This window comes from Gordonia sp. BP-119 (assembly GCF_016924115.1).
Classification (GTDB): domain Bacteria; phylum Actinomycetota; class Actinomycetes; order Mycobacteriales; family Mycobacteriaceae; genus Gordonia; species Gordonia hongkongensis.
The window spans coordinates 67357-91146 of record NZ_JAFFZF010000004.1; the positions used below are offsets into that span (position 1 = coordinate 67357).

Consider the following 23790-nt stretch of genomic DNA (forward strand, 5'->3'; position numbering starts at 1 on the left):
CGAAACCTCCTCAGGATGCGCCGACGGCTCGGCGCCTCCAAAGAGATTGTCGGCAGTCGGTTTCGGCCGTGGTGCCCTGACGTTTCGGGCGCGTAACCCCCTGGGCGGTTTGTATTTCGCCCATGTAACATCCCAGTTCGGCTCTGAGCTGTCTCTCAGACTCCGCGGCCGATGTCTGACCCGACATTTCCGATCACAGATCCCGACTTCACGGCAGCGTCCGCCGGCGTCAGAGGAGGGCGTCGACGAATGCGTCCGGTTCGAAGGGCGCGAGGTCGTCCGCGCCCTCCCCCAGTCCGACGAGCTTGACCGGCACGCCGAGTTCCTTCTGGACGTGGAACACGATGCCGCCCTTGGCGGTGCCGTCCAGCTTGGTCAGCACCACGCCGGTGATGTTGACGACCTCGGCGAACACCCGGGCCTGCATCAGGCCGTTCTGTCCGACGGTCGCGTCGAGCACCAGCAGTACCTCGTCGACCGGCGCCTTCTTCTCCACGACGCGCTTGACCTTGCCCAGCTCGTCCATCAGGCCGGTCTTGGTGTGCAGCCGGCCGGCGGTGTCGATCATGACCACGTCGACGCCGCTCTCGATGCCCCGGTCGACGGCGTCGAATGCGACGGCGGCGGGATCGGCCTGTTCCTTGCCGCGCACGATCTCGGCGCCGACCCGCTCGCCCCACGTCTGCAGCTGGTCGGCGGCGGCCGCGCGGAACGTGTCCGCCGCGCCGAGCAGGACACGACGCCCGTCGGCGACCAGGACGCGTGCCAGCTTGCCGGTCGTGGTGGTCTTGCCGGTGCCGTTGACGCCGACGACTAGGACGACGGCGGGACGGCCCGCGTGTGGCAGCGCCCGGATCGACCGGTCGAGCGTCGGGTCGAGCTGCTCGACCAGGACCCGCTTGAGCAACGCCCGGGCCTCACCCGCGGTGCGGACCGGGTTGGCCGCGAGCTCGGTGCGCAGGGTCTCGACGACGGTGGCCGTCGTGGACGCACCGAGATCGGCCATCACCAGCGTGTCCTCGATCTCCTCCCAGCTGTCCTCGTCGAGATCGCCGGCGCCCAGCAGGCCCAGCACACCCTTGCCGATCGCGCCCTGTGACCGGGACAGCCGGCCGCGCAGCCGACCGATCCGGCCCGCCGTCGGCGCGATCTCGTCCAGCGGCGGCGCGGTGGTCGCCTCCGCGACATCGTCGGGTACCCGGGTCCCGGGCTCGGTCGTTGCCGGCTCGGTCGTTGCCGGCTCGGCGGTGGCCGGTTCGGGTTCGGTGACCTCGGGTGCGGCGGTTGCGGCTGTGGCGGACGCGGGCTCGGCCACGTCCGGCTTCGCCGTCTCGGGCTCGACGGTTTCGGGGCGGGCGGTGGCAGGTTCTGCGGTCTCGGGTTCGGTGGTGTCCGGCTCGGGCAGCGACACCTCGGTGACGCCGCGCCGGATCGAATCCCGCGGCACCGCGGAGTCGTCACCGACGCCCGGCTGACCGTCGACATCGGTGCGCTCTCCGGGCGGCCGGATCACCTCGGGTGCCGGCGTCGCAGACTCCGGAGCCGGGGGTTCCGGCCTCCGTCGCGGCGGTTCCGCGAGGGCGGTGTCACCCGCGGCCTCCCCGCGACTGAAGCTGAACCCCGATCCGGCCTGGTAGCCCCCGGACCGGTCGACCTGGCGGGTCGTCCCGTCGACGATCTCCGGTTGCCGCTCGTCGGTCAGCGAGATGCGCCGGCGGCGCGACAGCACCAGCCCCAGCACGATCAGCGCGATCACGACGAGCACCGCAACGACGATGCCGATGATGATTCCGGTGTTCACTGGCTGGTGTCCTCCTGTTGACCGACGGGCATGTTCACTCCGCGCATGCGTTGCGAGATGACCGTCGTGATGCCGTCGCCGCGCATGCTGACTCCGTAAAGCGCATCCGCGACCTCCATCGTGGGCTTCTGGTGGGTGATGACGATGAGCTGCGACTTCTCCCGCAATTGGGCGAACAACGTGATCAGTCGCCGCAGGTTGGTGTCGTCGAGCGCGGCCTCGACCTCGTCCATGACGTAGAACGGCGACGGGCGGGCGCGGAAGATCGCCACCAGCATCGCGACCGCGGTCAGCGACTTCTCCCCGCCCGAGAGCAGCGAGAGCCTCTTGACCTTCTTACCGGGCGGACGCGCCTCGACCTCGATGCCCGTCGTGAGCATGTCGCCGGGTTCGGTCAGGACGAGCCGGCCCTCGCCGCCGGGGAACAAGGTCTGGAAGACCTGGCCGAACTCGCGTTCCACGTCGGCGTACGCCTCGGTGAACACCTGCAGAATCCGGGCGTCGACCTCTTCCACGACGTCGAGGAGGTCCTTGCGGGCCGCCTTGACGTCCTCGAGCTGCGACGACAGGAAGTTGTATCGCTCTTCGAGAGCGGCGAACTCCTCGAGCGCCAGCGGGTTCACCTTGCCGAGCGTGTTGAGATCCTTCTGTGCCTTCTTGGCGCGGGCCTCTTGTGTAGCCCGGTTGTAGGGCATCGGGGCCGGTGCGACGACCTGCTCGCCGCGTTCCCGGGCCTGCTCGTACTCGGCCATCTCCAGCGCCGACGGGGGCATCGGCACGTCGGGACCGTATTCGGCGATCAGATCGTCGGGCGCCATCGCGAAGGTCTCGAGGACCTGCTCTTCGAGCTGTTCGATCCGCAGCGCGACCTGGGCCCGCGCCACCTCGTCGCGGTGGACGGTGTCGCGCAGCGAATTGAGGGTGGTCGTCAGTTCGCCCGCCCGGACCCGGAGCGCGTCGAGGGTCGCGGTGCGGGCGGTCCGGATCTCCTCGAGTTCGTCGCGCCCGGCCTGCGCCGAGGCCACGGCCGCGGCGAGACGCTCACTGACCTGTGCACCGGCGCGTTCGACGGCTGCCGCCACGCCCGCGGCCTGGCGTCGGATCTCGTCCTGCCGACGAGCCCGCTCGCGTGCCTCGCGCTCGCGCTGTGCGGCCCGCCGCAGCGAGTCCGCCTTGCCCCGGACGGATGCCAGGCGTTCCTCGGCTGTCCGCAAGGTCAGGCGCGCCTCCATCTCGGCGCTGCGTGCCACGCCGACGGCGGTCGCGGCGTTCGCGCGGTCGGTGTCGTCGGCGGACATCTCGGTCCCCACCTCGGACTCATCGCGGGCGAGACGCAATCGCTCGGTGAGTTCCTGCAGGTTCTCGAGGGTTTCCTCGCGACCCTTCTCGAGCAGGTTGCGCTGTCGGGTCAGCTTGTCGGCCTCGGCACGCGAGGCTCTGATCTCCTGGCCCAGCCGGGCCATCTGCTCATAAGCGGCGCCGACGCCGGCGTCGGACTCGTGCAGCGCCGCGAGCGCCTCCTCGGCCGCCTCCCGCCGATCGTGCTGCTCGGTGAGCGCACCGGCGAGCGCCGCCTCGAGTTCTTCGACGCGCCTGCGGGTCGAGGCGAGTTCGGCGGTCGCCGCATCGATCGCCGACTGGACCTCCAGCGTGGAGGGGCGGCGTGACGAACCGCCCTCGACCGACGCCGCCGAGATGCGGTCGCCGGCGGGCGTCACCGCGCGCACCCCAAGACGGCGGGCGAGTTCGAGCCCCTGCGCAGGGTCGTCGACGATGACGGTGTCGGCCAGGACGGTGTCGATCGCACCGCGGATCTCCGGCCGGGTGTCGACCACCGAGGCCGCCCACCTCGCCCCGTCGGGCAGCGCCACGTCGGTCGATCGGTCCGGGCCGGTGAGTCCGCCGCAGATCAGCGCGGCCCGTCCCCCGTCGCCCGACTTCAGGGCCGCCAGCGCCCGCACCGCGGCGATCCCGTCCACGGTGACGATGCCGTCCACGGCGGGTCCGAGCGCCCCGGCGATGGCCGTCTCGAAACCCGCTTCGACCGTGACCAGCTCCGACATCGGTCCGAGCAGGCCGTCGGGCGCGTTCTCCAGGAGCCATGCGCCGCCGTCGCCCCGCTCGAGTCCCATGGCGAGTGCGTCCACCCGGGCCGACAAGGAGGCGATGGCGTGCTCGGCGTCGCGGTGTGCGGCCTGCAGGGTGGCCACGCGCTCGTTGGACAGGTTCAGCGCGGCCACGCATCGTTCGTGGTGTTCGTCGAGCGCCTGTTCGGCGGCTTCCAGCTGTGCCAGCTCGCTTGCCGCCGAATCCTGTTGCGTGACTGCGACTTCGGCGCGTTCGGTGGCGGCCGAGATGGCCGCGGTGAGGCGTTGCGCCTCGGCGTCGACCGACTCCGAGCGCGTCCGCAGGTTGTCCACCTGCCCTTCGAGGCGCGCCAGACCCTCGCGACGGTCGGCGATGGCGCGGACAGCCGCGAGGTGAGCCGCCTCCGCGGCCTCCGCAATCGACTCGCGTTCGCCAAGCACCTCGCGGGCGCTCTCGAGCTGTTCGGCGGCGATCTCGACACCCTCGGTCAGCTCGGCTTCGAGTTCGGCGGCCTCGAGGGCCTGCTCGTCGAGCTCCTCCGGGTCGGGCCCGGACGCCTCGCTCGACGGCTCGCTGAGGTACCGGCTGCGTTCGGCGGCCACCCGGCGGGTCGCGTCGACGCGCTCGGCGAGCGCCGACAACCGGAACCAGGCGCGGTTGGCCGCGGCCGCGGCGGGCGTGATCTCGGCGAGATGCTGTTCGTGTTCGGTCACTTCCGCGTTCGCACGGTCGAGTTCGGCGGCCACCTCGTCCTGCCGACGCCGGACCTCGTCCTCGACGGCGGCGTGTTCGGCCATCTCGGCGCGGCGGGTGACGAGGTCGTCGGCGGCCAGGCGCAACCGTGCGTCGCGGAGATCGGCCTGGACGGTCTGGGCCCGGCGGGCGACCTCGGCCTGGCGTCCCAGTGGTTTGAGCTGACGACGGAGTTCGGCCGTCAGATCGTTCAGACGCGCCAGGTTGGCCTGCATCGCGTCGAGCTTGCGGACCGCTTTTTCCTTGCGCTTGCGGTGTTTGAGGACCCCGGCCGCCTCTTCGATGAACGCGCGGCGGTCCTCGGGCCGGGACTCGAGGATCGCCGACAACCGTCCCTGGCCGACGATCACGTGCATCTCGCGACCGATACCGGAGTCCGACAGCAGCTCCTGCACGTCCATGAGGCGACAGGAACTGCCGTTGATCTCGTACTCGCCGGCGCCGTCGCGGAACATCCGGCGCGTGATGGACACCTCGGAGTACTCGATCGGCAGCGCACCGTCGGCGTTGTCGATGGTGAGGGTGACCTCGGCGCGGCCCAGCGGAGGACGGCCCGAGGTGCCGGCGAAGATGACGTCCTGCATCTTCCCGCCGCGCAGTGCTTTGGCGCCCTGCTCGCCCATCACCCAGGTCAGGGCGTCGACGACGTTCGACTTACCGGAGCCGTTGGGGCCGACGACGCACGTGATACCCGGCTCGAAGCGCAGGGTCGTCGCCGAGGCGAACGACTTGAAGCCCTTCAGGGTCAGGCTTTTGAGGTGCACGACGGTACAGACTACTCACCATCGCGACGTGTTTCGGCTCTCCTCACCGTTCGACGAAGCCGTCGAGGTCCCCGCGCGGTTCATCCACACGCTCGACCACCAGGTCCACCTGTCCGGGCGTGGTTCCCGACCGGAGCGCGTCGAGCAGGGCGAGGGCCTTGTCCCGTGGCCCCTCGGCAACGACCAGCACCCGGCCGTCGGCCTGGTTCGACGCGTAGCCGACGAGCCCGAGTTCGAGAGCACGCGCTCTGGTCCACCAGCGGAAGCCCACGCCCTGCACGTGCCCGTGGACGTGCGCGGTGAGCCGGACGCGGTCGGTGCCGTCCTCGCTCATGCGGTCACTCCGTCTCGATCCGCAGATCCACCTCGGCGCCGGCCTTCACCGTGCGCCCGACCGTGCACACCGCGTCGATGGCGCGTTCGACGACGACGAGCAACCGGGCCGCGGCGTCGGGCTCGAGTTCGGACAGGTCGATCTCGAGGATCTCCTCGATGCGCGGGTACACCTCGTTCTCGCGGTCGGCGTCGCCGCTGACGCGGATCGTCGCGTCGTAGTCGTCACCGAGGCGTCGCGCCAGCGGCCGGTCCGACGACATGCCGGTGCAGGCGGCCAGCGCGATCTTGAGAAGTTCACCCGGGGTGAAGACGCCCTCGACGTCCTGCGAGCCTATCAGCACCTCCGCGCCGCGCGAGCTGCGACCGGTGTACCGGCGCGTGCCGGTTCGCTCGACCCACAGATCGGTGTGGGCCTGGTCGGCGGGAACCCCGGACGCGGGGGCAGTTGCTTCGGTGGTCATCGAAGACGGGTCCTCTCAAGATGTTGTCGGCCGGCGCCGCCGGCATCGCGACCAATAGTAAGAGCCCCGGCACGTCGATTGTTCCCGGCGCATGTCTGCCGAGGTGAGTCTGCCTGGTGGCTAGGGTCTTCCGCATGCGTCGCAGAACCGCAGTCACGAGGACCCACCGACCGACGATGCACGTGCTGGATCCGTTGAGCCGTCGGTGGTGGCGAGCGGTCGGCCGGCGGGTCGACATGTCGACGCCTGAGTTCGCATTCCTGGGCGCGCCGCACAATGGCCGGCACGAGGTCGGCGACGCCTGGCTGCGCCAGTACGAGAAGCAGGGTGCGGTCGCGCCGCCGTCGCCGACCGCCGGCCTGTTCGAAGACATGGCAGTGCTCGACGGACCGGACTTCCGGGCATCAGCGCTGCACCCCGCGGTGCGAGACTTCTACGAACGGACCGGATCGTGGCGGATGGAGGTCTGGTCGCAGTGGAACCCGCTGTTCGCACCCGGCGGGATGGCGGTCGCAGCGTTGTTCGGGCGGCGCGTCGAACAACTCGCTCTGCCGACCGAACCGCTATCTGTCAGCCGTGGCATGTCCAGCGAGATCCGGGTCGTCACCGACCACTCAGGACACAGAGTGGGCGCGGCGTGGCTGCGACGGCTCCGCCTGGACAATTCCCCTGTGTACAGCGGGTTCTATCGATCGGCTTCGCTTCCAGGACAACCGCAGCCGCACGTCGCCGTCGCGTTTCCCCTGGAACTCGGCAACATCCACGTTTTCCTTGCTCCACGCGCCGAGGCCGACGGGGCGCTCACCTTGACATCCCGCTCTCGACGATTCGGGGCGGACGGCGCCTACGTGTCGGTCCTGTTCGGCGATCAGTGGTATTCGGCGCAGCCGACACTGGCGGAGTCGTTCCGGGTATACGTCGACGAGGAAGGCGTACTCCGCACCGATCATGAGTTGAAGGTCGGACGATTCCGGGCGCTTCGCCTGCACTACCGCCTCGAACGCCAGGCCTGATACTCCCGATGCAGCACCGCCGCGGATACCGGACGGTCAGCCCGGGTTCGCCTTCGACGCCCGCTGGCATCGCGGACACGAGAACGAGCCACGGTTCATGAACTGCTCGCGGCGCATGATCGCGCCGCACCGACGACACGGCTCCCCCGCCCGTCCGTAGGCGTTCAGGGACCGCTCGAAGTAGCCGGACTGTCCGTTGACGTTCACGTAGAGCGCGTCGAACGAGGTACCGCCGACCTTCAGCGCATCCGCCATCACGTCGGTGACGGCATCGATGAGTTCGCGCAGTTTCTTGCGACTGATCGTCTCGGCGATCCGCGAGCCGTGCAGACGTGCGCGCCACAGCGCTTCGTCGGCGTAGATGTTGCCGACGCCGGAGATCACCGTCTGATCCAGCAGGACCCGTTTGATCTCGGAGTGTTTGGCGCGCATGCGATCCACCACGCGGACGGGATCGAAGGCCGGGTCGAACGGATCGGTTGCGATGTGCGCCACCGAGACCGGGATGTCGGCGGGCGACGGGTCGGTCGTGTCCGTACTCCCCGAGGGCGCATACACATCGGGTGTGTAGTCGTCGAGATGCCAACCCCCGAAGGTCCGCTGATCGACGAAGCGGAGTTCGTTCTCGTCGTCGAGGACCGCGCGGATCCGCAGGTGCGTGTGATCGGGAGTTCCGGTCCGGGCGATCAGCATCTGGCCACTCATCCCGAGGTGGACGACGAGCGCCGCACGGTCGGCGGAGTCGGCGACATCGATCCACAGGTACTTGCCGCGGCGCCGGACGCCGGTCACCCGCTTGCCGGCGAGCCGACCGATCAGATCCGGCTCACCGCCGGCGTGACGACGGACCGCGCGCGGATGAAGGACCTCGGTCGAGGCCACCACCCGACCGACGAGATGGGTCTCGAGACCGATGCGGACGGTCTCGACCTCGGGGAGTTCAGGCATCGCAGATCGCGAAAAGCCGGCTGACAGAAGGGTTCACGACGCCGACGCGCGCTCGGTCAGCACTTTCCAGGCGTGTGCGGCGGCCTGCTGCTCCGCTTCCTTCTTGGTCCGGCCGACACCCTCGCCGAGGCTCTCGCCGGCGACCAGCGCGGTCGCGGTGAACTCCTTGTTGTGGTCGGGACCGGTCGCGCTGATCTGATACTGCGGCGGACCGAACCCGCGCTCCGAACTCAACTCCTGCAGCGACGTCTTCCAGTCCAGCCCTGCGCCGAGGTTGCCGGCACGTTCGAGGCGCTCGTCGAACAGACGCAGGATGACGCGCTGCGAGGTCTCGAGTCCGTGACTGAGGAAGACCGCGCCGAACAGCGACTCCAGACCATCGGCCAGGATCGAGTCCTTGTCGCGCCCGCCGGTCATCTCCTCGCCGCGGCCGAGGAACAGGTACTTGCCCAGACCGCCCTCGTCCCCGAGACCACGCGCGACGTCGGCGAGCGCATGCATGTTGACGACGCTGGCCCGGATCTTCGCCAGCTCGCCCTCGGGTCGATCGGGATAACGCAGGTAGAGACGCTGGGTGATGACGACACCGAGCACCGAGTCCCCGAGGAACTCCAGGCGCTCGTTGGTCGGCAGACCGCCGTGTTCATACGCGTAGGAACGATGGGTCAGTGCCAGCGTCAGCAGGTCGTCGGGAATGTCGGTGTCCAGCGCGTCGAGCAGGGCCGCACGCGGACCGTCCGCACGCACGGCCTCAGTCACGATGTCGTTCCGGGTCGGGGTCGTTTGCGGCACCGTCCGTCGGCGAATCGTCCTTCCCGAGGTCGGCGAACTTGTCGGCGAGTCCGGCCCAGCGCGGGTCGATGACCTCGTGGGAGTGACCCGGTTCGGCGATGGCCAGACGCACCCCGCAGGTCTGGCACAGACCCTCGCAGTCCGACGAACAGAGGGGCGACATCGGCAGTTCGAGTGCCACGGCGTCGATGATCGACTGTTCGAGGTCGATACGGTCGTCGGCGATGCGATGGATGTCGTCGGCGTCGGTGGTCTGCTCGGTCGCGCTGTCCGGGTAGGCGAACAACTCGGTGAGGAAGACCGTCACCGTGCCGTCGATCGGCTCGAGGCAGCGCGAGCACTGACCGACGGTTTCACCGCACACCGTCCCGGTCACCAGGATTCCCTCGGACACCGCCTCCAGACGGAGGTCGAGGTCGACATCGGAATCCGCTGGGATCCCGACCATCTCGACGCCCAGCCGTTCGGGTGTCCGGACAGTACGGTGCACCTCCGACATCGTGCCCGGGCGGCGTCCCATCGAACGCACATCCAGCACGAAGGGCTCGCGCCTGGGAGTAGAACCGGGACCGTGCGACGGCTCTGATGTCACAGCATGATCAGCCACAAACGCCCACCATACGCTCGCACCCGGGAATGATCGACCGACGCCGGCGGCGTGTGGACAGCCGGGTCGACGAGCGTGTCACACCGCGAGCGGCGAACCGTGGTCGCGGTCGTAGGTGTGGCGGGCCGAGGTCTCGCGCGAGCGGGGATCGTCGCCACGGGACTCGCGCGAACGCGCACCGTCGCCACGCCCGGACTCGTCGACACCACGGGGGTACTCGACATAGTCGTGCATGCCGGCGCCGGTCCGTAGCTGGTGCCGACCCCGGTTCACCGATCGCAGCGTGCCGGTCAGGATCTCCTCGAATTGCGCGAGCTTCTCGTCCACGTAGACGTCACAGTCACCGCGCAGGCGGTCGGCCTCGGCGTGGGCGGCGTCGATGATCCGCTCGGCCTCGGACTTCGCCGCGCCGACGACCTCGGTCTCGGAGACGAGGCGCTGCTGCTCGGCGATACCGTCGGCCACCGACTTGTCGTAGGAGTTGTTGGCGGCGTCGATGGTGCGCTGCGCCTCGGCCCGCGCCCGGCCGGTGACGGCCTCGAACTCGCGCGCCGCGCTGGTCTGCAGACGGTGTGCCTCCTCGGCGGCGTCCTCCACCAGCGAGCCCGAGTGCGCGCTCGCCTCGTCGACCATACGGTCGGCCTGCGCCTTCGCCTCGGAGAGGATCCGGTCGGCCTCGGCGCGAGCGTGCGCGAGCACCGCCTCGGACTCCGAATCCGCCTTGGACACCGTCGTCTCGGCGTGCTCGCGGGCATCACCGATCAGCGTGTCACGCTGGTCGAGGACGTCCTGCGCGTCGTCGAGCTCGCCGGGGATGGAGTCCTTGATGTCGTCGAGGAGTTCCAGCACGTCGCCGCGCGGCACGACGCACCCGGCGGTCATCGGCACACTCCGCGCCTCTTCGACGATCGCGACCAGCTCGTCGAGAGCCTCAAATACCCGGTACACAGCCACCCCAATCCGGCGCTTGCCTGGTTGCAACAGTTGGTGATTCTGTGACTATTGTGCCGAATGTTGCGCTTGTGACTCGTGAAGCGCGTGGGGTGTGTCGCGCCCGACCGGTGGGTCAGGCCGAGCGCTCGCCGGACAACCGGCTCATCAGGCTCTTGTGGACATGTGCGGACAAGAATGGCGTCACGTCTCCACCCAACTTCGCCACCTCCTTCACCAGCGAGCTCGAGACGTGGGCGAATCGTGGGTCGGTCAGCAGGAAGATCGTCTCCACATCGGCGAGCTCGCGGTTCATCTGGGCCATCGGCACCTCGTAGTCGAAGTCGACGGCGGAGCGCAGCCCCTTCATGATGGTGTGGATCGACTCCTGCCGCAGGTAATCGACGAGCAGGCCCTCCCACCGGTCCACCCGCACATTCGCCAGGTCCGCACAGTCCTCTTCGATGAGTTCGATCCGCTCGTCCACACCGAACATGCCGCGCTTGTTGGGGTTGACCACCACGGTGATCACGACCTCGTCGAAACACGCCGCAGCGCGTTCCACCACGTATCGGTGACCGAGGGTGAAGGGATCGAAGGAACCGGGACACACTGCCGTCGTCATGGCCCGAACTTACCGGTCAGACCAGGCGGGCGATCTCCACCCGGGTGTCGCCATAGGACTTGTCGACGACCACCTCGTACTCGGATGGCCAGATCTCGCCGGTGGACCGCGTCGAGCGTTCGACGACGATCAGCGCGTCGTCGTCCAGGTGTGACCGCAGTAGCTCCAGGTCCGCGGTGATCCGGTCGGCCCGGAGGTCGTACGGCGGATCGGAGAAGACGAGGCCGAACCGCCGTTCCGCGGCGCCGGCGAGGTAGGCCGACACCGTGCGCGTATGTACGGTGGCGTTCGGGGCCACCCCACAGGCCCGCACGTTGGCGGATATCGTGACCGCGGCCCGGCGCCCGGAGTCGACGAACGTCGCCCCTGCAGCACCACGCGAGATCGCCTCGAGACCCAGCGCCCCCGATCCCGCGTACAGGTCGAGGACCCAGACTCCGTCCAGATCGGATCGGGCGGCCAACATGTTGAACACCGATTCGCGGACCCGGTCAGAAGTGGGCCGGGTACCCTCGCCCGGAACACGCAGTCGCCGCCCACCCAGCCGGCCGGCGATGATCCTCGTCATGAGGCCATTCTGCAATCCCGGAAGCCACCCGAACCAATCCGGACTCACGTCTTTGTGACCCGCTTCACATTGTATGTCTGAACAGGGACAAGGTAGGCGTTCCGCGGACCAATTTCCGCAGGTACATGACTTCTACGACACGCATTGTTAACGTCGTTTGCGTTATGAGCCCTTCCCAAACAAGAACGGCCCCGACAACAACCCTCACCGTCGATTACCGGGTTCCCACGGTCGACGACGGTATCCGCCTCTGGGAAATCGCTTCGGACTCTCAGGTTCTCGACGTCAACTCGAGCTACTCCTACGTGCTGTGGTGCCACGACTTCGCCACCACCTCGATCGTCGCCGAAGTCGATGGCCGCGCAGTCGGTTTCGTCACCGGCTACCGGCGGCAGAGCGACCCCTCCACCCTGATGGTCTGGCAGGTCGCCGTCGACGACGAGGTGCGCGGACACGGCATCGCGGCGACCATGCTGCACGAGCTGTTCGACCGCGTCAACCGTCAGGGCATGGTCGCCATGCACACGACGATCAGCCCGGACAACGTCCCGTCCCAACGCTTGTTCGCCTCGGTGGCCAAGGCCCGCGGACTTCGTTTCGAACGTCGAGACCTGTTCGCGGCGAACGCATTCCCCGACTCCCACGAGCCGGAAGATCTCTACATGCTCGAGCCGGAGATCCCCGAGCCCTGAGTCCTGCGCGATCCCGGTCGTCGCCATGACCACAGGGCCGACGCCTCAGATGCGGCACGCGCGCTAGGTTTCCATCCTGCCGACCCCGTAATCGGTAGTCCCGCATGACATCCCGACCAAAGGCCGACCCCAGCCCGTAGGGCTCAGCCGAACCCGGCGATCGCGATGAGGCGACCTCGAGCCGGGCACATGAACCCCACGTTGTCACACCAGAAGGAAGCACACGACATGCCACTTCTCGACACCCACATGGACGATTCAGTCTTCACCGCCCACGAATCCGAGGTGCGCAGCTACTGCCGTAACTGGCCGGCTGTGTTCACCACCGCCAAGGGCTCCTACATCACCGATCAGGACGGCCGCGAATACCTCGACTTCTTCGCGGGCGCCGGGTCCTTGAACTACGGCCACAACAACCCGGTCCTGAAGAAGGCCCTTCTCGAGTACATCGAGGCCGACGGCATCACCCACGGTCTGGACATGGCGACCGTCGCCAAGGGGAACTTCATCGAAAAGTTCACCAGTCACATCCTCGAGCCGCGCGGACTCGACTACAAAATCCAGTTCCCCGGCCCCACCGGTACGAATGCCGTCGAGTCGGCACTCAAGCTGGCGCGCAAGGTGACCGGTCGCGAGTCGATCATCAGCTTCACCAACGCCTTCCACGGCATGACGCTCGGATCGCTGTCGGTGACCGGTAACTCGATGAAGCGTGCCGGCGCTGGTATCCCGCTCGTCCACGCGACGCCCATGCCCTTCGACAACTACTTCGGCGGCGTCATGGAGGACTTCGCCTGGTTCGAGCGTGTGCTCGACGACTCCGGCAGCGGCCTGAACCGCCCGGCGGCGGTCATCGTCGAGACCGTCCAGGGTGAGGGCGGCGTGAACGTCGCTCGTGCCGAGTGGCTGCGGGCACTGTCGGATCTCTGCCGGCGACGCGACATCCTGCTGATCGTCGACGATGTCCAGATGGGCTGTGGCCGCACCGGCGAGTTCTTCTCGTTCGAGGAAGCCGGCATCAAGCCCGACATCGTCACACTGTCGAAGTCGATCAGCGGCTACGGGCTGCCGTTCGCGCTGACCCTGTTCAAGCCCGAGCTCGACGTGTGGACCCCCGGCGAGCACAACGGCACCTTCCGCGGGAACAACCCGGCCTTCGTGACCGCCGCCAAGGCGATCGAGACCTACTGGGCCGACGACGCGCTGACCCGCGACATCCATGCCAAGGGCGAGCGGATCCACGAGGTCTTCACCGACCTGTGCAACCGCTACGACGGCATCTCCACCCGGGGGCGTGGCATGGTGCGCGGACTCGCGTTCGAGGACCATACCGCCGCGGGCAAGGTCTGCGCGCAGGCCTTCGGCGCGGGACTCTTGGCCGAGACGTCGGGCCCGTCCGACGAGGTGGTCAAGCTGCTCCCGCCGCTGACCATCTCGCGCGAGGACCTCGACCGCGGCCTGTCCATCCTGTCCGATGCAGTCAAGGAGGTGCTCGGATGATCGTCCGAACCACTGAAGAAATCACCGGGACCGACCGCGACGTCGCCGACCCCAAGGGCAACTGGGTCTCCAAGCGCATCATCCTCGGCGGCGACAATGTGGGCTTCTCGTTCCACGAGACCACGATCAAGGCCGGCTCGGTCAACGAGTTCCACTACGCCAACCATGTCGAGGCCGTCTGGCTCGTCGAAGGCACCGGCACGCTCCTCGACCGAGAGACCGGCGAGACCTATCCGCTCGCGCCGGGCACGATGTACCTGCTGAACGGCCACGAGCGGCACACCGTCACCGCCGACACCGAGATGCGCATGCTGTGCGTGTTCAACCCGCCTGTCGTGGGCACCGAAGTCCACGACGAGAACGGCGTGTATCCGCTGGTGACCGTGCCGCAGCCGGCCGGCAAGCACGCGGAGACGCCCGTCACCTGACGGCTCTCGCAGACACCTCGAGTACGCACCCTGCCTATCCTGGGCAGGGTGCGTACTCGTCTCCAGCTCGGCTCCGCCCCGGCCGAACACACCCCCCTCGACGATGACGTCGCGGACCGGATCGCACTGGCCGCCGACATCCTCGCCGGACGCCGTTTCGCGGTTCTGACCGGCGCCGGCATCTCCACCGACTCCGGCATCCCCGACTACCGGAGTCCCGGCTCGCCGCCGCGGACGCCCATGACCCTCGAGATGTTCCTCTCGTCGCCGGACTTCCGACGCCACTACTGGGCACGCAACCACCTCGGCTGGCGGCACATGGACGCCGCGGTCCCCAACAGAGCCCATCTGGCGCTCACCGAACTCCAGCAGCGCGGGTGGATGTCGCGGGTGCTCACCCAGAACGTCGACATGCTGCACACCAAGGCCGGCACCCGCGGGGTCATCGAACTCCACGGATGCTACGGCCGTGTCCGCTGTGTGAACTGCGACTGGCGTATCTCCCGTCACCGGCTCGCCGGACAACTCGAAGAGATCAACACCGAGTTCGCGCGTCGGGTCAGCGGCCGCGGTGCCATCGAAGTCGCGCCGGACGCCGACGCCACCCTGTCCGACACGTCCGACTTCATGATGATCGACTGCCCGAACTGCGGCGGCATCCTGAAGCCCGACATCGTCTACTTCGGCGAGACGGTCACGAAAGACGTTGTGGACGAGGCGTATTCGGTGGTCGACGAGGCCGACGCCCTGCTTGTCGTCGGGTCGTCGCTCACCGTCATGTCCGGCCTGCGATTCGCGCGGCGCGCGCACCGCGCCGGCAAGCCGCTGATCATCGTGAACCGCGGGGTCACCCGTGCCGACGAGATCGCGACCTTGAAGATCGATCACGAGGCCGGTTTCGTGCTCCCGGCGCTGGCGACGTTCTGACCTCTGGTCAGCGGCCCACGACCACCAGATCGTCGGCGTGCACCACCGGACGCTGTAGTTCAGGTGGGAGGTCGCCGGTGGAGCGGCCGACCATCGACGCGATGTCGTCGACGCCGTAGGCCGCGACTCCCCTGGCCCGCACCGTGTCGTACTGGTCGACGAGTTCGACGACGTCGCCCTCGTAGAACCTGCCGGTGACCCCGACGATCCCCGCGGCGAGCAGTGAACGCCGCCTGCGCGACACCGCGTCCACGGCGCCGTCGTCGAGCACGATCCGACCCCGCGCGTCGGCGGCGTGACGCACCCAGAACCGACGCGCGGACAGCCGCTCGGGCCGGGCGGCGAACACCGTGCCCACCGAGGCGTCGGCCAGCGCCTGCGCCGCCGACGAGGCGGCCGCCAGCAATACGGGCACGCCGGCATCCGCCGACAAGCGGGCCGCGGCCAGCTTGGAGGCCATGCCACCCGTACCCAGCGCGCCGCCGGAGCCGGCGATCACCCCGTCGAGATCCTCGGGGCCGTTGACCTCGGGTATCAACCGGGCGCGACGGCCGTCGACGTCGACCCGGCGCGGATCACCGTCGTAGAGGCCGTCGACGTCGGAGAGCAGGATGAGCGCATCGGCACCCGACAGGTGGGCGACGAGCGCGGCCAGCCGGTCGTTGTCCCCGAAACGGATCTCGTTGGTGGCCACGGTGTCGTTCTCGTTCACCACCGCCACGGCGCCGAGTGAACGCAGACGGTCAAGTGTCCGTTGGGCATTCGCGTGGTGACTACGGTTGGAGATGTCGTCGGCGGTGAGCAGGACCTGACCCACCGTGCGGCCGTAGCGCGCGAACGACGTACCCCACGCATGCGCGAGGGCCAGCTGCCCGACGCTTGCCGCCGCCTGCTTGGTGGCGAGATCCGTGGGCCGTTTCTTGAGTCCGAGCGGGGCGATCCCGGCCCCGATGGCCCCCGAGGACACGACGATGACATCCGAGCCGGCCCGCATCCGGGCCTCGAGCGCGTCGGCCAGTGCGTCGAGGCGGTTGCGGTCGAGTCCCTCGGTGAGGTCGGTGAGTGCCGACGAGCCGATCTTCACGACCACGCTGCGCGCGTGCGCGATCCGGTCGCGTACCGACCCCTCGTGAACGCGGTCGGCGGAACCGGTGCTCACGGGAGGTCCCGCTCCCCGCCGTCCTCGTCCGGCAGCCCGCGCCGCAGGCGACGCGCCTGTTTGCGTTCGGCGGCGCCGACGCGATCGGAACGATCGAGCCGGATGTCGGTGCCGCGCCCGGTGACTGGGACGTCGTCGCCCATCGGCGTGGACGGTTCCCAGTCGAACGTGACCGCACCGATGGTGACGGGCGCACCCGGTTGTGCACCCCGCTTCACCAGTTCGTCTTCGACGCCGAGCCGGTTGAGCCGATCGGCGAGGTAGCCGACGGCCTCGTCGTTGTCGAACTGCGTCTGCGCGATCCACCGCTCCGGGCGCGAACCCCGGACGATGAAGCCGCCCTCGTTGTCCGGGTCGGTCTCGATCGTGAAGCCGGTGTCGTCGACGGCCTTGGGGCGGATGATCGCGCGCCGGGCGACCTTGGCGGGCTGGGCATCTCGGTATTCGCGCACCATCCGCGCCAGTGCGAAGGTGAGCTCGCGCAGACCTTCGTGGGCGACCGCCGAGATCCGGAACACCGGCCAACCACGTTCGGCCAGTTCGGGTTCGACGAGGTCGGCGAGCTCGGCGGCGTCGGGTACGTCCAGCTTGTTGAGGATCACCACGCGGGGGCGGGAGGCGAGGTCGCCGAGTCCGTGGTCGTCGTCGAGTGCCGGGACGTACGCGGCCAGCTCGGCTTCGAGCGCATCGATGTCGGAGATCGGGTCGCGCCCGGGTTCCAGTGTGGCGCAGTCGACGACATGCGCGAGCACCGCGCAGCGCTCGAGGTGGCGGAGGAACTCGAGGCCGAGCCCGCGGCCGGTCGAGGCGCCCGGGATCAAACCGGGGACGTCGGCGATGGTGAACACGTCGCCCGCGGTCTGCACGACCCCGAGGTTCGGGACCAGCGTGGTGAACGGGTAGTCCGCGATCTTCGGCTTGGCGGCCGAGAGCACCGACACCAGCGACGACTTGCCGGCCGACGGGAAACCGACGAGCCCGACGTCGGCGACCGACTTGAGTTCCAGGACCAGCGAACGCTGCTGCCCCTCTTCGCCCAGCAGGGCGAAGCCGGGGGCCTTGCGCGCCTTCGACGCGAGCGCCGCGTTCCCCAGCCCGCCGCGGCCCCCCTGCGCGGCCTCGAAGACCGTCCCCTCGCCGACCAGATCGGCGAGGATCGTGCCGCGCTCGTCGAGGACGACCGTGCCGTCGGGAACCTTGAGGACGAGGTCGCCGCCGGTGGCGCCGTCGCGGTTGTCTCCGGCCCCGGGCTTGCCGTTGGAGGCCTTCGCGTGCGGGTGGAAGTGGAAGTCGAGGAGCGTGTGCACCTGGGGGTCGACGACGAGCCGCACGGACCCGCCGTTGCCGCCGTTTCCGCCGTCGGGTCCGCCGAGAGGCTTGAACTTCTCGCGATGGACCGACGCGCAGCCGTGGCCGCCGTTCCCCGCGGCGACGTGGATGGTCACGCGGTCGACGAACCGAGACATCGAAATCCTTCTTCCGTCAAAAAAGAACAGGGCGGGCGGGGTACGCGATGACCCTGCCCGCCCTGTGTAAGAGCTTGTCGTGCCGGTTGCTCAGGTCAGACCGAAGCGGTTTCCGGGACGATGTTGACCGTCTTGCGGCCACGCTTGGAGCCGAACTCCACCGCGCCCGCGGCGAGCGCGAACAGGGTGTCGTCGCCACCGCGACCGACGTTGACGCCGGGATGGAACTTGGTGCCGCGCTGGCGGACCAGGATCTCACCTGCGCTCACCTGCTGGCCGCCGAAGCGCTTCACGCCGAGTCGCTGGGCGTTGGAATCGCGACCGTTGCGCGAGCTGGACGCGCCCTTCTTGTGTGCCATGTGTCAGTCCTCCTGAGGTCTTCTCGAAGCGGGTCGAACTACTTGATGCCGGTGACCTTGAGGACCGTCAGCTTCTGACGGTGACCCTGGCGCTTGTGGTAGCCGGTCTTGTTCTTGAACTTGTGGATGCGGATCTTGGGGCCCTTGACGTGGTCGACGACCTCGCCGGTGACCGAGATCTTGGCCAGCTTGTCGGCATCGGTGGTCAGGTTCGACCCGTCGACGACCAACGCGACCGGCAGGCTCACCGTGCTGCCGATCTCTCCGTCGATCTTCTCGACCTTCACAGTGTCGCCTTCAGCGACCTTGTACTGCTTACCGCCGGTCTTGACGATCGCGTACGTTGCCATCGAAGTATTCCTCTTACTCGTCTACTCGGACCCTGGGGGCGCGAGCGCTCCTGGGGCGTTTGTGTTGTGCGTGCCGGGGCGGGCCGCAGGGCACCCGGGCATGTGGCCGGGGAAGCTGCGGTTCGCACCAGAGGGCCTGCCGACGGACTACGCACCGTTGCTGTGCCGAAGCGGGCAGAACAGCGCAGACCCTCCGCGGGAGGCGACTTTCCAAGGTTACGGGAACGTCGGCGGTCGGGTCAAACTAGCCCGACCCGGGTCCGACGCGGCCCGGTCACCCGGATCAGTCGTCGGCCGGTGGCGGTCCCGCGGGACGGCCCGCGCTGCGCTTGCGCGGCCGGCGCCGTACCGCGACCGCCGCCTCCGAGTTCCCGGTGGAGACCGGACCCGAGGTCGTCACCGGCGTCTCCGCAGCGACATCCGCCGCGGTCATCACCACGGTGTCCGGCGGTGTGGTCGTCTGCGCCGGACGCCGGACGACCCGTCGACGACGCCGTGCGGCCGCCGGAGCCTGTCCGTCGGTGGCCGAGCCGGCCGGCTCTGGCTCCGTCTCGACCGCCGCAGGTTCGGACTCAGCCGATTCCGTCCCAGCCGAATCCATCTCAGCCGGTTCCGTCGCCACCGGATACGGCAGGGTCTCGGTCGGCTCGGCAACAGCGGTGTCCACCCGGCTGTCGGCCGTCTGCTGCGGCGACGACGCCTCGACGACGGGCTTCGGCGCGTCCTCGGCCCGACTCGTGGTGTCACCGTCGGTGGTCGCGCCGGACTCCTGGTCGTGTTCGTCGTCGTGCGCGTGCGCCGCCATCGCCCGGAACATCGGGTGTTCGGCCGGCTTGTGAGCGGGCGCGACGGCCGGGGCGACTGCCTCCGGTTGCGCGTCGGCCTTCTTCTTGCCTCGACGGGACCGCTTCGAACCGGCACCGTCGCCACGCGAAGAGTCGTCGGTCTTCACCTCGACGGGATTCGCGTGCACGATGATGCCTCGACCGCTGCAGGCGGTGCAGGTGGTCGAGAACGCTTCCAGCAGACCGGTTCCCAGACGTTTACGTGTCATCTGGACGAGGCCCAGCGAGGTCACCTCGGACACCTGGTGACGGGTGCGATCACGAGCGAGCGCCTCGGTGAGCCTGCGGAGCACCAGATCCCGGTTCGACTCGAGGACCATGTCGATGAAGTCGACGATGATCATCCCGCCGATGTCGCGCAACCGCATCTGCCGCACGATCTCCTCGGCGGCTTCGAGGTTGTTGCGCGTCACCGTCTCCTCGAGGTTGCCCCCCGAGCCGGTGAACTTGCCGGTGTTGACGTCGACGACGGTCATCGCCTCGGTGTGCTCGATGATCAGCGTGCCGCCGGAGGGCAGCCACACCTTGCGGTCGAGCGCCTTCGCGAGCTGCTCGTCGATGCGGTGCACGACGAACGAATCCGGCGCGTCGGCGTGCGGCTTGTCGAATTTCTCGACCCGCTCCATGAGATCCGAGGCCACCGAGCTGACGTAACCCTCGACCAGGTTCCAGGCCTTGTCACCTTCGACGACGAGCTTCTTGAAGTCCTCGTTGAACAGGTCACGGACGACGCGCACCAGGAGGTCGGGCTCCTCGTACAGCGGCTTCGGGCTCGACGACCCGCCCTTCTTGGCCTGGGCCACCGCCTCGTCGATGGACTTCCACTGCGACTCGAGGCGGGCGATGTCGGCACCGAGTTCCTCGGCGCTGACTCCCTCCGACGCGGTGCGGATGATGACCCCGGCCTCGTCGGGGACGAGCTTCGCCAGGATCTGCTTGAGACGTTTGCGCTCGACGTCGGGCAGCTTGCGGCTGATCCCGGTCGACGAACCGCCGGGCACGTACACCAGGTAGCGGCCGGCGAGGGAGATCTGCGTGGTCAGACGGGCGCCCTTGTGACCCACCGGGTCCTTGCTGACCTGGACGAGCACGTTGTCGCCGGGCTTGAGCGCCTGCTCGATCTTGCGCGAACCGCCGTCGAGTCCGGCAGCGTCCCAGTTGACCTCACCGGCGTAGAGCACGCCGTTGCGTCCGCGACCGATGTCGACGAATGCGGCTTCCATACCCGGAAGGACGTTCTGGACGCGTCCGAGGTAGATGTTGCCGACCATCGACGACGACGTCGCGGTCGTCACGAAATGCTCGACGAGGACACCGTCCTCGAGGACCGCGACCTGCGTGTAGTCCTCGACCGCGGCGTGCTCGTGCCCGTCGTTGCCGGAGATGCGGCTGTTCGCGCTGCGCTCTCGGACGACCATGACGCGGTCGACCGCCTCACGGCGTGCCAGGAACTCCGACTCGGTCAGGATCGGCGGACGACGCCGGCCGGCATCGCGCCCGTCGCGCCGGCGCTGACGCTTGGCTTCGAGTCGGGTCGACCCCGAGATGCCCTGCACCTCGTCGCGGGCGCGCTTGCTGCGCGGCTCGCGCTCGTGCACCACCGTGTTCGGCGGATCGTCGGGAGACGCCTCATCGGGTTCGCCGCCACCTTTGCGACGGCGACGGCGACGGCGGCGGCGAGTCGACGAGGAGTCACCGGAGTCGTCGTCATCGGATGCGTCTTCGGCGTCGGCGGAGTCGGCATCGTCACCGGACTCGTCGGCGCGGTCGCCCGTGGCGCCGGACGCCTCGGAGTCCTCCGCCTTGTCCGCACCCGAACGACGGCTGCGGCGGCGGGTGCGTTTGCCCGACGGACGGCCCTCCTCCGAGCGCGAGTCCTCGGCCGACTCGTCGGACGTGGTGTCCTCCGAGTCCGTGTCGGCATCGGTTGCCCCGTCACCGGTCGACTCGTCGGCATCGGACGCCTCGGCGTCGGACTCATCCGTGTCCGAATCAGAGTCGCCCCCCTGGTCTCCCCTACCGCGCCCGCGTCCACGACGTCCGCGTCGACGCCGGCGACTCCGGCCCGACCCGGAATCATCGGCGTTGGAATCATCGGCGTTGGAATCATCGGCGTCGTCGGCGCCGGATTCGTGAGGGGTCGAGACGTCGGCGTCCCGGTCGGCCGCAGTCGAATCATCGGCTCTCGACCTGTCCGAGCGGGCGGGCGCGTCCGCTGATGTCGAGGTCGAGGTCTCGGCAGCGACGGACTCGTCTGCCGGGGTGTCCGCCGACTCGTCCTTCGCGCCCGTCTCAGCGCGGGTCTTCGCACGACCCGAGCGGGCGGCGCGGGGCTTGTCGGCCGGGGCCTGAGGCTGCAGGAACAGCGGCTGCGCGCCGGTCGAGGCGTCGGTCTCCGCGGCCGGGGTCGCCACCGGTGCGTCGTACTGGGCGGCCGAGAACAACGTCGGGGCTGCGGTCGGTGCCGCGGGCGAGTCGTCGGCGGTGGTCTGTGCAGCATCCTCGGTCGATGCGACTTCGGCCGTCGGTGCGTCGTCGGCGGGCGCCGCTTCGGCGGACACCGCCTCGGTTGGTGCGGCTTCGACCGATGCCGCCTCGGCCTGTGCCGCGTCCGTCGGCGGGGTGTCGGCAGGGGCCTCGGCCGGCGTCGTGTCGGCAGCGGCGTCAGGCAGAGCCGCGTCGCCGGCCGGGGCGGCCTGCGGCGGCGTCTCGCCGGTCTCGTCGACGCCGGAGCGCACCCGTTCGGCCACGGCTTTCGCCAGGTCACGATCGACGCTGGATTGCGGGCTGCGGGTCTGCACGCCGAGATTCGCCAGGTGAGCCAGAACCTGTCGACTCGTGAGGCCCAGGAAGCGGGCCAGGGCGTGCACACGAAGTTTGCTGGGAAATTCTTCCGCCGATTCCGACGCTGCGTTCGCGTCAGCCGGCGACCCGTTGTCGGTCACTCAGTCTCCTCGAACCCCCGGGCGCGTCGGGCTGACGCGGCCACGCGAGGGTCTGCTCTGTGTCCCGGTCCTCGTCGGACCGGTGTTGTGTGGTCTGCGCGTCGTCGCGGCGGTCCGTCTCACGGGTCGTCTGACGACGCTCTTGCTGTGTCGATGACCGCGTCCCTGATCGCTTTCCACGCCACCGGGCACAGGCGGAACCTGAGTGTTCGCCCGCTGGCAGCAGGGCGAACTCGGTGGGGTCAGCTGCGGTTCCGTGGCGTCGCGGTGCGTCAGTGCCGCACCGCGACGCGCCGGTACCGGGGCGCGTCATCCGGTCGTCGTCGACAAAGTGTGTCGGCGATAACTGTGCAAGTATCCCACACCGCGGTCGGATGACCGCAAAGGATGAGCGTTTGACGTTGCGCGTCGAGCCGAGGCGCTCGCGTTCAGCCCTCGAGTCCGGGGAACCAGAGAGCGATCTCGCGCTGTGCCGATTCGGGCGAATCGGACCCGTGGACCAGGTTGTACTGGGTGTCGAGCGCGAAGTCGGCACGGATCGTTCCGGGCACGGCCTTCTCGACCGGGTCGGTACCGCCGGCGATCTGGCGAAACGCCGCCACCGCGCGGGGCCCCTCGAGAACGGCCGCGACCAGCGGACCGGACGTGATGAACTCGAGCAGCGAGGGGTGGAACGGCTTGCCCTCGTGCTCGGCGTAGTGCCCGCGAGCGACCTCGTCGCTCGCGGTCTTGAGTTCGAGAGCCACCAGGGTCAAGCCCTTGCGCTCGATACGGCTGATGATGTCGCCGACGAGGTTGCGTTCGACGCCGTCCGGCTTGATGAGTACGAGAGTGCGTTCAGTCACGACTGACACCCTATCGACCGGCTACGGTCACGTACCGGTCAGGAGCAGTACTCGCCGGCGACCGGGAAGAAGCCGTAGTCGAAAAGGCTGCCGGTTCGCGAGCGCGGATCGACGACCACCTGCAGACAGCCGCCGGGCGAGGCGAGCGCGCCGGCGAGCGCGAGATCGAACTGTTGCGCCAGACCGAGATTCGCGGGCCGGTACTGGCGGGCACCGGGAGGCTGGCGATGGCCTCGGGCGCCTTCATGGTCGCGGCACGCTGGGTGATCTCGTGGGTGGCGACATAGCTGTACTCCCCCGGACCGACGGGAACAGGTGCGTCCGCGGCGGGTATGAGGTTCGCGATCCCGATGGGTGCCTGGTCCTGCTCCGGTTCGGCCGCCGCCGTGGCCGGGACGGTCAGTGCGAGCGCCGCGCCCGCGAGGACGACGACGGGGAGCACGGGGCGTCGGGTTCGGGCGGAGGTGGTCCGGAAGAGCTGGAACTGCACGTATGTCCTCACATCGGGTGTCTCGAGAAGGGGTTCGACAAGCTGCGAGGATCGACTTGTCGGCCCCCGCGGCATGGGCCATTGTTACAGCAAGCCCA

Annotated in this window: 22 protein-coding genes; 5 read left to right on the forward strand and 17 right to left on the reverse strand. The window is 68.9% G+C overall.

Annotated elements, in window-relative coordinates:
* Positions 1–229 precede the first annotated feature (229 nt).
* From ftsY to JW364_RS04130, 4 genes are read right to left on the reverse strand one after another with little or no spacing between them, the layout of a single operon-like run.
* The gene (gene ftsY / locus JW364_RS04115; RefSeq protein ID WP_068972343.1) at positions 230–1801 is read right to left on the reverse strand and encodes a signal recognition particle-docking protein FtsY; all 1572 of its coding nucleotides are present in this window, start codon (positions 1799–1801) and stop codon (positions 230–232) included.
* The gene (gene smc, locus JW364_RS04120; protein WP_068972344.1) at positions 1798–5406 is read right to left on the reverse strand and encodes a chromosome segregation protein SMC; all 3609 of its coding nucleotides are present in this window, start codon (positions 5404–5406) and stop codon (positions 1798–1800) included. The genes ftsY and smc overlap by 4 nt, the downstream gene beginning before the upstream one ends.
* A 43-nt stretch (positions 5407–5449) precedes the next feature.
* Complete coding sequence (locus JW364_RS04125; protein WP_068972345.1) at positions 5450–5740, reverse strand: acylphosphatase; 291 nt, start codon at positions 5738–5740, stop codon at positions 5450–5452.
* 4 nt (positions 5741–5744) lie between these two features.
* Positions 5745–6203, reverse strand: a complete 459-nt coding sequence (locus tag JW364_RS04130; protein WP_058250071.1) for an OsmC family protein — start codon at positions 6201–6203, stop codon at positions 5745–5747.
* Positions 6204–6337: 134 nt separating this feature from the next.
* Between JW364_RS04130 and JW364_RS04135 the strand changes: the two genes are divergently transcribed.
* The gene (locus tag JW364_RS04135) at positions 6338–7216 is read left to right on the forward strand and encodes a hypothetical protein (RefSeq protein ID WP_083229499.1); all 879 of its coding nucleotides are present in this window, start codon (positions 6338–6340) and stop codon (positions 7214–7216) included.
* A gap of 36 nt (positions 7217–7252) precedes the next feature.
* Here JW364_RS04135 and mutM read toward each other — a convergent pair whose 3' ends face one another.
* The 6 genes from mutM to rsmD all read right to left on the reverse strand — a co-directional run bounded on the left by mutM (position 7253) and on the right by rsmD (position 11686).
* Entirely contained in the window at positions 7253–8164 is a 912-nt protein-coding gene (mutM, locus tag JW364_RS04140) for a bifunctional DNA-formamidopyrimidine glycosylase/DNA-(apurinic or apyrimidinic site) lyase (protein ID WP_165630198.1), read from the reverse strand.
* Positions 8165–8197: 33 nt separating this feature from the next.
* Positions 8198–8923, reverse strand: coding sequence for a ribonuclease III (gene rnc / locus JW364_RS04145; RefSeq protein WP_065628999.1), 726 nt, complete (start codon positions 8921–8923; stop codon positions 8198–8200).
* The gene (locus JW364_RS04150; RefSeq protein WP_171011583.1) at positions 8916–9548 is read right to left on the reverse strand and encodes a DUF177 domain-containing protein; all 633 of its coding nucleotides are present in this window, start codon (positions 9546–9548) and stop codon (positions 8916–8918) included. The genes rnc and JW364_RS04150 overlap by 8 nt, the downstream gene beginning before the upstream one ends.
* 93 nt (positions 9549–9641) lie before the next feature.
* A complete protein-coding gene (locus JW364_RS04155; protein ID WP_058250067.1) occupies positions 9642–10511 on the reverse strand; it encodes a DivIVA domain-containing protein in 870 nt (289 codons plus the stop codon).
* Between the two features lie 118 nt (positions 10512–10629).
* Complete coding sequence (gene coaD, locus JW364_RS04160) at positions 10630–11118, reverse strand: pantetheine-phosphate adenylyltransferase (protein WP_068972574.1); 489 nt, start codon at positions 11116–11118, stop codon at positions 10630–10632.
* A 16-nt stretch (positions 11119–11134) separates the two neighbouring features.
* Positions 11135–11686 (reverse strand): 16S rRNA (guanine(966)-N(2))-methyltransferase RsmD, encoded by a 552-nt coding sequence (gene rsmD / locus JW364_RS04165; protein ID WP_068972575.1) that lies wholly within the window; start codon positions 11684–11686, stop codon positions 11135–11137.
* A gap of 164 nt (positions 11687–11850) precedes the next feature.
* Here rsmD and ectA point away from each other — a divergent pair, with 164 nt between their 5' ends.
* From ectA to JW364_RS04185, 4 genes are all read left to right on the forward strand, one after another.
* Positions 11851–12378: a diaminobutyrate acetyltransferase gene (gene ectA, locus JW364_RS04170; protein ID WP_068972576.1), complete on the forward strand. Its 528-nt coding sequence runs from the start codon at positions 11851–11853 to the stop codon at positions 12376–12378.
* Positions 12379–12606: 228 nt separating this feature from the next.
* A complete protein-coding gene (gene ectB / locus JW364_RS04175; protein ID WP_068972586.1) occupies positions 12607–13878 on the forward strand; it encodes a diaminobutyrate--2-oxoglutarate transaminase in 1272 nt (423 codons plus the stop codon).
* On the forward strand, positions 13875–14306 hold the full coding sequence (locus JW364_RS04180; protein ID WP_058250063.1) for an ectoine synthase: 432 nt from the start codon (positions 13875–13877) through the stop codon (positions 14304–14306). Before ectB ends, JW364_RS04180 begins: the two co-directional genes overlap by 4 nt.
* Before the next feature lie 48 nt (positions 14307–14354).
* On the forward strand, positions 14355–15233 hold the full coding sequence (locus JW364_RS04185) for a Sir2 family NAD-dependent protein deacetylase (RefSeq protein WP_068972577.1): 879 nt from the start codon (positions 14355–14357) through the stop codon (positions 15231–15233).
* A 7-nt stretch (positions 15234–15240) separates the two neighbouring features.
* Here JW364_RS04185 and proB read toward each other — a convergent pair whose 3' ends face one another.
* From proB to JW364_RS04220, 7 genes are all read right to left on the reverse strand, one after another.
* Positions 15241–16392, reverse strand: coding sequence for a glutamate 5-kinase (proB, locus tag JW364_RS04190; protein WP_068972578.1), 1152 nt, complete (start codon positions 16390–16392; stop codon positions 15241–15243).
* Entirely contained in the window at positions 16389–17858 is a 1470-nt protein-coding gene (gene obgE, locus JW364_RS04195; RefSeq protein WP_068972579.1) for a GTPase ObgE, read from the reverse strand. Before obgE ends, proB begins: the two co-directional genes overlap by 4 nt.
* A 95-nt stretch (positions 17859–17953) precedes the next feature.
* Positions 17954–18217 (reverse strand): 50S ribosomal protein L27, encoded by a 264-nt coding sequence (gene rpmA / locus JW364_RS04200; protein ID WP_004019626.1) that lies wholly within the window; start codon positions 18215–18217, stop codon positions 17954–17956.
* 38 nt (positions 18218–18255) lie between these two features.
* Positions 18256–18567 carry a 50S ribosomal protein L21 gene (rplU, locus tag JW364_RS04205; protein ID WP_004019625.1) on the reverse strand — a complete coding sequence of 104 codons (312 nt, stop codon included), beginning with the start codon at positions 18565–18567 and terminating at the stop codon, positions 18256–18258.
* A gap of 283 nt (positions 18568–18850) precedes the next feature.
* Positions 18851–22357: a translation initiation factor IF-2 N-terminal domain-containing protein gene (locus tag JW364_RS04210; protein WP_068972580.1), complete on the reverse strand. Its 3507-nt coding sequence runs from the start codon at positions 22355–22357 to the stop codon at positions 18851–18853.
* A gap of 428 nt (positions 22358–22785) precedes the next feature.
* The gene (gene ndk, locus JW364_RS04215; RefSeq protein ID WP_058250057.1) at positions 22786–23202 is read right to left on the reverse strand and encodes a nucleoside-diphosphate kinase; all 417 of its coding nucleotides are present in this window, start codon (positions 23200–23202) and stop codon (positions 22786–22788) included.
* A 10-nt stretch (positions 23203–23212) separates the two neighbouring features.
* Entirely contained in the window at positions 23213–23692 is a 480-nt protein-coding gene (locus JW364_RS04220) for a hypothetical protein (RefSeq protein ID WP_374100786.1), read from the reverse strand.
* Between the last annotated feature and the right edge of the window lie 98 nt (positions 23693–23790).

Bases quoted from the DNA above. Each gene is read 5' to 3' on its own strand.
- JW364_RS04125 (WP_068972345.1), bottom strand. From the start codon at position 5,740: ATGAGCGAGGACGGCACCGACCGCGTCCGGCTCACCGCGCACGTCCAC.
- JW364_RS04130 (WP_058250071.1), bottom strand. From the start codon at position 6,203: ATGACCACCGAAGCAACTGCCCCCGCGTCCGGGGTTCCCGCCGACCAG.
- JW364_RS04135 (WP_083229499.1), top strand. From the start codon at position 6,338: ATGCGTCGCAGAACCGCAGTCACGAGGACCCACCGACCGACGATGCAC.
- mutM (WP_165630198.1), bottom strand. From the start codon at position 8,164: ATGCCTGAACTCCCCGAGGTCGAGACCGTCCGCATCGGTCTCGAGACC.
- coaD (WP_068972574.1), bottom strand. From the start codon at position 11,118: ATGACGACGGCAGTGTGTCCCGGTTCCTTCGATCCCTTCACCCTCGGT.
- rsmD (WP_068972575.1), bottom strand. From the start codon at position 11,686: ATGACGAGGATCATCGCCGGCCGGCTGGGTGGGCGGCGACTGCGTGTT.
- ectA (WP_068972576.1), top strand. From the start codon at position 11,851: ATGAGCCCTTCCCAAACAAGAACGGCCCCGACAACAACCCTCACCGTC.
- ectB (WP_068972586.1), top strand. From the start codon at position 12,607: ATGCCACTTCTCGACACCCACATGGACGATTCAGTCTTCACCGCCCAC.
- JW364_RS04180 (WP_058250063.1), top strand. From the start codon at position 13,875: ATGATCGTCCGAACCACTGAAGAAATCACCGGGACCGACCGCGACGTC.
- obgE (WP_068972579.1), bottom strand. From the start codon at position 17,858: ATGTCTCGGTTCGTCGACCGCGTGACCATCCACGTCGCCGCGGGGAAC.
- rpmA (WP_004019626.1), bottom strand. From the start codon at position 18,217: ATGGCACACAAGAAGGGCGCGTCCAGCTCGCGCAACGGTCGCGATTCC.
- rplU (WP_004019625.1), bottom strand. From the start codon at position 18,567: ATGGCAACGTACGCGATCGTCAAGACCGGCGGTAAGCAGTACAAGGTC.